Raw genomic sequence first — 5,154 nt, forward strand, 5'->3', positions numbered from 1 at the left:
CCTCGATCCGGCTGAGCGGATAACGCAAGGCACCTACTGCCCTGCGCAAATCCGCCGACACGTCGGCCGATAGAACCTGGCGGATATCCGACAGGATCGAAGAAGCGGCAAGCATGACTTCGCCAGCGCGCTCGCCTTGAAGCCGGTCTTCGTCATTTTCGATGCTTTCACCGGCTGCAGACGAAAACCGCGATTGGATCTCCGCGGTCTTTTCCTTGGCTATCTCGAGCCGGCTCAGCGGAGCCGAGCCCCCTTCGTAGAGTTTGCGGGCCAGGTCCAGCGAAACCAATTGCGAATCGTAGGAAAAAGCCGCGAACACAAGCGTCAGGAGGGCGAAGATAAAGCTGCCGACAAGGAGTCGTAGATTGATCGACATCACCACGATAATTCCGTCCACTCCAACGAACCCGAACGGTCTCCCAACGGGAAGCTTCCGAACAGCGGTGACTATGGAGCGACCAAGTTACCGTCGGGTTACGCAACAATCAGCGACACGGGCATATCCCACTGTTTTTTTTCATTATCTTGATCCGCTTTTTGCTCGGGCGTCGGCAATCGCGGCGACCACTTGCGATTTTGGATTTTTCGATCGCGCGCTGGGAGCATACCGCGATCCGATTTCGTGAACGCGATAAAATCCAGTCACTTAGCCTGGAACGCCGGCGCAAAACCCCGATCGCCGCTCGGATCTTTTCGCGCGAAGCGGGCAACGGTCGCTCATGCGAGCCAGAGTGCCGTGCGTCCATTCCGGCGCACGAAGGACATCTTAACGCTATGAACAAGCATCGGATTGATCCAGAGACGGATTTCACCTTCCTGGTCTGATAGTTCAATGTCGCAGGTTAGTGGCGCTCGGAGGAGTACACCTATTCGGCAGCGTCTGGAAGACTGACCGGTTCCGGTGCGAACTGCGTCTTTTCTTTCGCCATCGGATTGTTCGGATGGTTCGTCCAGTTGCCGTATTCGTCCGGGATCGGTTTTTTCGTACGCGGGTCCGTACCAGCGATACGCTCCATCGTGATGCAGTTCTCGACCGGGCAGACATTGACGCACAGATTGCAGCCTACACACTCGGCGTCGATCACTTCGAAGTGCCGCCTGCCGTCAACCATGGCCGTGATCGCCTGATGCGACGTATCCTCGCAAGCGATGTGGCAGCGCCCGCACTGAATGCACAAATCCTGATCGATCCGCGCCTTGGTGACGTAGTTGAGATTGAGATATTGCCAGTCGGTGACGTTGGGGACGGCCCGGCCACGGAAATCCTCGATCGTGGCGTAACCATTCGTATCCATCCAGTCGGACAGGCCCGACGCCATTTCCCTGACCACCTTGAACCCATAGGTCATCGCCGCCGTGCAGACCTGCACCGTGCCGCAGCCGAGCGCAATGAATTCGGCCGCGTCGCGCCAATTGGTGATGCCGCCGATGCCGGAAATCGGCAGGCCGCGCGTCTCGGCGTCGCGGGCAATCTCGGCCACCATATTGAGGGCGATCGGCTTGACCGCCGGCCCGCAATAGCCGCCATGCGAGCCCTTGCCGTCGATCGTCGGCGTCGGCGCGAAATTGTCGAGATCGACCGACATGATCGAGGAAATGGTGTTGATCAGCGAGACGGCGTCGGCGCCGCCCTTCCTGGCAGCCCGGGCCGGATAACGCACGTCGGTAATGTTCGGCGTCAGCTTGACGATGACCGGCAGCTTCGAGTGCTTTTTGCACCAGCGCGCCACCATCTCGATATACTCGGGCACCTGCCCGACCGCCGACCCCATGCCGCGTTCGCTCATCCCGTGCGGACAGCCGAAATTCAACTCCACCCCGTCGGCGCCGGTCTCCTCGACGAGCGCCAGAATCTTTTGCCATGGCGCCTCCTCACAGGGCACCATCAGCGAGACGATCATCGCCCGGTCCGGCCAGTTGCGCTTGACGCGGGCGATCTCCTCCAGATTGACGTCGAGCGCACGATCGGTGATCAGCTCGATATTGTTGAGACCGAGCAGCCGGCGGTCCGGCCCCCAGATCGCGCCATAGCGCGGACCGTTGACGTTGACGATCGGCGGATCCTCGCCGAGCGTCTTCCAGACGACGCCGCCCCAGCCCTGCTCGAAGGCGCGCTGGACGTTGTATTCCTTGTCGGTCGGCGGCGCCGAGGCGAGCCAGAACGGGTTAGGCGACGATATGCCGAGGAAGGAGGTGCGAAGATCAGCCATGCTATTGTTCCTCTATGCCTTCGCGCCTTCGAGCGTCCGGTGGATCGCTTCCGCCGCCACCTTTCCGTCCTCGACCGCAACGACCGTCAGGTCGTCGCCCTCGGAAATACAGTCGCCGCCGGCCCAGACGCCGGGCAACGAGGTGCGCCGCTCGCCGTCGACCTTGATGCGGCCGCGCTCAAGCTGAATATCTCCCCCCTCACCATCGACGCCGTCCGGCAGGAAGGCTTGACCGATCGCCTTGAAGATCTGGTCGGCCTCGAGCGTCACCGTCTCCCCCGTCCCCACCAGCCGGCCGTCCTCGGTGCGGGTTCGCTCCAGCTCGATCCCGGTAACATGGCCGCCCTGGGCCAGTATCCGCTTTGGCTGCAAGTTGCAGCGGATCGCAACGCCGCGGGTCTGCGCGATTTCCTGCTCGTAGCGGGAGGCGTTCATGGCGGTCTGGTCGCGCCTATAGGCGATGGTCACTTCCTGCGCGCCGAGACCCTTGGCCTGCACGGCCGCGTCGATCGCCGTCATGCCGCCACCGATGACGACGACGCGCCGACCGATCGGCAGCGAGGCGAGATCGGTGGTCTGACGAAGATCGGCGATCCAGGCAACGGCGTCGGCCGAACCCGCTTGGCTCTCGCCCTCGGTGCCGAGTGCGTTGACGCCAGCAAGGCCGAGGCCGAGAAATACCGCGTCGAAGTCTCGGCGCAGATCCGCGAGATGGATGTCGCGGCCCAACGCCCTGCCGGTTTCGATCGTGATGCCGCCGATATCGAGGACGAAATCCACTTCGCGCTGGGCAAAGCCCTCCGTCGTCTTGTAGGCGGCGATGCCGTATTCGTTCAGACCGCCAAGTTTTTGCCGGGCGTCGTACAATGTGACGTCATGACCATGCATGGCGAGGCGATGGGCGCAGGACAGGCCCGCCGGCCCCGCCCCAACGACCGCGATCCGCTTGCCGGTGGGCGCGGCACGGGTGAAGGGGTGCTCGCCCTTGTCCATCAGGACGTCGGTGGCGAAGCGCTGCAGGAGCCCGATCTTGACCGGTTTGCCTTCCGCGATCTCGCGCACGCACACTTCTTCGCACAGGGTTTCCGTCGGACAGACGCGGGCGCACATGCCGCCGAGAATGTTCGACGAAAGGATCGTCTTGGCCGCACCGATCGGGTTGCCGGCCTGGATCTCGCGAATGAACAGCGGAATGTCGATCGAGGTCGGGCAGGCTGTCATGCAGGGCGCGTCGTAGCAGAAATAGCAGCGATCGGCCTCGACCACCGCCTCGTGCCTGGCGAGCGGCGGATGGAGGTCGGAAAAATTCGCTTTCAGCGTTTCCGCGTCAAGACGCCTCGCGCCGATATCGGACCGGATCGGTCGGACTTCGTTCATCGCAGACATTTCCCTCCAACCAGTCAACGTCGCCGAACGCCAGAGGCGCCTCCCCGGCCAGCCTGATGGAGGAAGAATGATCCGAGTTTTTCAGAAGGTCAATTTTTTTATCGTTTGGTCAAAATCGGCCGAGCGCTCGGAGCGCTTTTCGACAGCCGCCGCCGCCACCCTCGCGCCCGACTCGGTTCACCCGGTCGTTTCGGCCTTGCGCAATGCGTTGTCCGACAACGGGAAAGCGATCCGGATACTGATCCTGTTCGTCCCCGGACGGCGAGTGATCGAGCCGCCGAGTTCGCCGGCGACATTGATATCGATGAGACGGGTCCCGAAGCCGCTACGAGGCGCCAGCTTGGGAGATTCGGCCAGGCCGAACTCGCACCAGTCGATCGTGACCTCGCTTCCCGCCAACGCCCATCGCACCGAAAGGCTCCCGTTCATCGTTGCGAGGCCACCATGTTTCAACGCATTGGTCGCGAGCTCATGGAACGTCAGTCCCAGGGCCTGGGCCTTCGTTTCGTCAACCTCGATGTCCGGTCCGGCGATATCGCATGCTTCCAGTCGATCCCCGAACACCTGGCGTAACTCTGCTGCCAGCAGATCGCCGATCCGGGCCCGTTTCCACTGCGACCGGGTCAACATCTCCTGAGCCGACGCCATTGCGCCCAGTCGGGCCGAATAGGATTCCAGAAAGTCATCCATCCCATCGGCACTGCGGGCGGTCTGGCGGGCAATCGCCAAAACCCGCGCGATCGAATTCTTGATGCGGTGGTTCATCTCCGACAGCATCATATCCTTCTGCGCGAGATTGCGCTGGCTCTCGACGTTGAGAGCCGCGACCGCTTCGGACCGTCGTGCCTGCACCGAGGTGAGCAGCGCCAGAAGCACGGCGAGCAACAATCCCGCGAACGCCAGGACGACAGCGGGAAGGACCGAGCCGAACCTTTGAAACTCGGCCGTCGGGGTCACCCGGAAAATCCAGCTGCGACCCGCAACTTCCAAAGTCCGAATCACGACGAACTCGTCGGTATGATCCGAAGCGGCGTCAGCATTCGATGCGAATATCCGGGATGCGGGCGCGATCTCGCCATCGTACGCCTCGACGAGCACCGGCAGGCGCGGGCTCTGCATAAGCGCGGCGGAAAACAGATCGCCCAACCGGAAGGGCGCGTAGACGAAGCCTTCGGTCTCGCTTACCGCTCCCGTCATCTGCGACGGCCCCGCGAAAAATGGCAGATAGATCAGAAAGCCGACCTGAGGGTTTTCGTCGATCTCCTGCACCAGGCTAACGGGAGCGGAAGCGCTTGCCTCGCCGGTGCGCGCCGCCCGCTGCATAGCCTCGCGGCGAACCGCGTCGGAAAACATGTCGTAGCCGAGGGCGGCGCGATTGCGTTCGTCCTGCGGCTCCAGCAGCACGATCGGCGCGCGCAGCGTTTGCTCGGTCGCAGGCCAGATATCGACGGTTTCACCATAATTCGCTCGCAGGATGGCGCGGGCGCCCGCGTCGTCCTGCGTCGGAACGGTCAGGGCGAAGCCGACGCCCTGAATCCCGTCGAACCGTCTGGCGAGG

3 protein-coding genes and 1 pseudogene are annotated in these 5,154 nt (G+C 62.6%); all 4 read right to left on the reverse strand.

The window, feature by feature from the left end:
* Positions 1-382, reverse strand: a pseudogene (locus MJ956_RS12655) (hypothetical protein); the annotation flags it as partial.
* Between the two features lie 484 nt (positions 383-866).
* On the reverse strand, positions 867-2,210 hold the full coding sequence (preA, locus tag MJ956_RS12660; RefSeq protein WP_253964815.1) for an NAD-dependent dihydropyrimidine dehydrogenase subunit PreA: 1,344 nt from the start codon (positions 2,208-2,210) through the stop codon (positions 867-869).
* A gap of 12 nt (positions 2,211-2,222) precedes the next feature.
* Positions 2,223-3,596, reverse strand: a complete 1,374-nt coding sequence (locus MJ956_RS12665) for an NAD(P)-dependent oxidoreductase (protein ID WP_423724862.1) — start codon at positions 3,594-3,596, stop codon at positions 2,223-2,225.
* A 177-nt stretch (positions 3,597-3,773) separates the two neighbouring features.
* The coding region (locus MJ956_RS12670) for a CHASE domain-containing protein (RefSeq protein WP_253964817.1) at positions 3,774-5,154 on the reverse strand (1,381 nt) is incomplete at its 5' end.

The sequence above is a fragment of the Aurantimonas marianensis genome (assembly GCF_024195285.1).
In the GTDB taxonomy this organism is placed as follows: Bacteria; Pseudomonadota; Alphaproteobacteria; order Rhizobiales; family Rhizobiaceae; genus Aurantimonas; species Aurantimonas marianensis.

What these genes read in the sequence shown, in the direction of transcription:
- preA (WP_253964815.1), bottom strand. Translation starts at nt 2,210, where the DNA reads ATGGCTGATCTTCGCACCTCCTTCCTCGGCATATCGTCGCCTAACCCG.
- MJ956_RS12665 (WP_423724862.1), bottom strand. Translation starts at nt 3,596, where the DNA reads ATGTCTGCGATGAACGAAGTCCGACCGATCCGGTCCGATATCGGCGCG.